Origin of the sequence: Rickettsiales endosymbiont of Peranema trichophorum (assembly GCF_004210275.1) — a bacterium.
Lineage (GTDB): Bacteria > Pseudomonadota > Alphaproteobacteria > Rickettsiales > Midichloriaceae > RICK02.
On record NZ_SCFA01000010.1, the window covers coordinates 1 to 3,656 of the forward strand.

Consider the following 3,656-nt stretch of genomic DNA (forward strand, 5'->3'; position numbering starts at 1 on the left):
TCCTAAACACCCTCCAGTCCGTATCTCTTTATTTTTTTCCCTCAAAAACATACGGAACGTTTCCAACATTTGTAGTACGTCTCCTTTTATTCCAGCTTGCTCCAGTACCTTTGATACCAGATACAGTCCCATCAGCCTGGTATCCAGCACATCACTTCTCAACAATACTTCTATTCCACTTACCAATCTTTGACTCGGGTATAGCATCCATACTAATTCACTCTCGTTTAGCTTCACATCTCTTCTAAACAACAGACAAGATAAGCCAGTGATACTTTGTTCTACGTCCTTTAGATTGAATTGCCCAAGCTTTTTATCTACTGCTCTTGTCCACTCTATTATAAAACCATCGTCTCTATGACCAAAATGAGCCAAACTCCACATGCTGTTCGACAAGCTTTGGGCATTGAACTCTGATAGTTTTCGAATTGATACATTCACCCATTCTCTTATAAAATCAGCGTCCCTCCAACCAAAACGCACTAAACTCCAGATACTATTAGACAGTTCTTGTGAATTAAATTCTCCAAGCTTCCGAGTCGATACACTTACCCATTCCCTTATGAATGCATCGTCCGTATAACCAAGACGCGTTAAGCTCCAGACACTATTAGACAGTTCCTGTGAATTAAATTCTCCAAGCTTCCGAGTCGATACACTTACCCATTCTCTTATGAATGCATCGTCCGTATAACCGAAACGTACTACACTCCAGATACTGTTCGACAAGTTTTGGGCATTGAACTCTGATAGTTTTCGAATTGATACATTCACCCATTCTCTTATAAAATCAGCGTCCCTCCAACCAAAACGCACTAAACCCCAGATACTATTAGACAGTTCCTGTGAATTAAATTCTCCAAGCTTCCGAGTCGATACACTTACCCATTCCCTTATGAATGCATCATCCGTGTAACCAAGGCGCACTAGACTCCACATACTATTTGACAGTTCTTGGCAATTAAACTCCACTAGTTTCGTAGTTGATACGCTCACCCATTCTCTTATGAATGCATCATCCATGTAGCCAAGGCACACTAAACTCCAGATACTATTAGATAGTTCCTGTGAATTAAATTCTCCAAGCTTCCGAGTTGATACACTTACCCATTCCCATATAAATGTATCGTCTTTGTAATCAAGACGCGCTAAGCTCCAGATACTATTAGACAGATTTTGAGAGTTAAATTCCCCGAGTTTCTGAGTTGATACATTCACCCATTTCCTTATGAATGCATCATTCCTATAACCAAGGCGCACTAAACTCCAAATGGTATTGGACAAGTTCTGGGGGTTAAACTCTGGTAATTTTCTAATCGATACTCTCATCCATTCCCCCATAAATGTATCGTCTTTGTAATCAAGACGCGCTAAACTCCAGATACCGTTAGACAGACTCTGAGAATTAAAGCTCACCAATTTTCCAGTTGACACTCTTGCCCATTCCCTTATGAATGCATCATCCCTGTAACCAAAACGCACTAAACTCCAGATACTATTAGACAGTTCCTGTGAATTAAATTCTCCAAGCTTCCGAGTTGATACACTTACCCATTCCCTTATGAATGCATCATCCCTGTAACCAAACAGCACTAAACTCCAGATACTATTAGACAGTTCCTGTGAATTAAATTCTCCAAGCTTCCGAGTTGATACACTTACCCATTCCCTTATGAATGAACCATCCGTGTAACCAAGGCGCGCTAAACTCCAGATACTGTTAGACAGATTCTGAGAATTAAAGCTCACCAATTTTCCAGTTGACACTCTTGCCCATTCCCTTATGAATGCATCATCCCTGTAACCAAAACGCAGCAGACTCCAGATACTATTAGACAGTTCCTGACAATTAAATTCTCCAAGCTTTCGAGTTGATACACTTACCCATTCTCTTATGAAGGCATTATCTTGATGATCAAAACATGCTAAACTCCAAATGCTATTGGACAGGTTCTGGGGGTTAAATTCTGGTAATTTTCTAATCGATACTCTCATCCATTCCCCCATAAATGTATCGTCTTTGTAACCAAGACGCGCTAAACTCCAGAGACTGTTCGACAATTCCTGAGCATTAAATACTCCAAGTCTCCAAGTTGACACTCTTATCCACTCCCTCACGAATGGAGTGTCCCTGTAACCAAAATGGGCTAAACTCCAGAGACTGTTGGACAACTCCTGCGAATTAAATTCTCTAAGTTTCCAAGTTGATACTCTCATCCATTCCCCCATAAATGTATCGTCTTTATAATCGAGACGCGCTAAACTCCAAATACTATTCGACAAGTCCTGCACATTAAACTCTAGGAGTTTTCTAGTTGATACTTCTACCCATTTTCTTATGAAATCATCGTCCCTGTAACCAAGACGCACTAAACTCCATATGCTGTTGGACAAATTCTGGCAGTTAAACTCTAGGAGTTTTCTAGTTGATACTTCTACCCATTTTCTTATGAAATCATCGTCCCTGTAACCAAGACGCACTAAACTCCAGATACTCTTTGATAATTCTTGCGCATTAAATTCCTCCAACTTACAAATAGCCACGCTTAACCAATACCTAATATAACTGTCATCCTTATGACCTCTACACGCTAATTTTGCTATCTCATCACATAACCTTGCATTGTTATAACCACTCAAATCTCTCAACACACCTTCTCCACATATCATCAATTATCACCTTGAAATGCTCCTTCCGGCTGTTCTTGTTCCTGCATCAATTCATTATACTCTCCCCTAGAGCTATCAAACTCGTATACGTATTGCAAGGGTGTGCAAGCTAGTAAACTATATAGACTCGCATAAGCCTCTGATGATTTCGCTACATTGTCATCACTCGTGTGTTCTGTGTACAGACTATGCACGTTGGACATCAGATGGTAAAGGCTGTACACCGTCATTCCTGATGTAAATATCAACCCTGTATATGGCAAACCTCCTGCACCCATCACCATTGGTAACGCCATGTAAACTGTCGTTACCAGTACCTGTTTTAGCGCCTCAGCGTATTCTCCCTGGTACACTTGATATGTAGCTTCCAAACCCACTAGTGCTAATCCATACACGCTCAATCCCTTGTACATTCCATATACATGCACCGTGCCCAATACCACTTGCTTCACATTCTCAACTGTTGGTCGATTGACCACTCTTAGTACATCCACTACTGTATCAGCTATCTTGATGCTCAACGCTACTTTATACATCACAACTTCCACTTCTGCCGCTTTTTCTCCTATCATTCCCTTTATATCAATATCAGAGCTCATTTTTTGCTGCAATTCCCTTGCAAATATAAAATCTTCCCTTCTCCCTCCCTTGTCAGGGTGTAGTTTAAGCAGCACATGCTTCTTAAACTCTCCATAATTACGTAAAATATCTACCGATACTGTCTCACCTAGCTTGTTTTCTTTCAATATATCCTTAAATCTCCCAATCTCTCCCTTGTACAGATACTCCTTGTATTGCCATGCAAAATCCAGCTTGTTGTTAAGTCGATTCATCACAGCATCAATAACCCTTGATATCATGCTTCTTTGACCAGCATTCATATAATCTCTACCAATAGCAGACGCAACCTGACCTTGCTCTCCTTCAACGCTAATAAGTGCCAGTGATGATTCTGGAATATATGGTATGACCAATATATCAATATC

At 40.4% G+C, this 3,656-nt stretch carries 2 protein-coding genes; both read right to left on the reverse strand.

All coding sequences use genetic code 11. From position 1 onward, the window contains the following. Positions 1-2,670: hypothetical protein (locus EDM53_RS00525; protein WP_130121379.1), on the reverse strand; the 2,670-nt coding region annotated here is incomplete at its 3' end. Then, positions 2,670-3,656: hypothetical protein (locus EDM53_RS05995; protein WP_165379502.1), on the reverse strand; the 987-nt coding region annotated here is incomplete at its 5' end. The genes EDM53_RS05995 and EDM53_RS00525, both read right to left, overlap by 1 nt.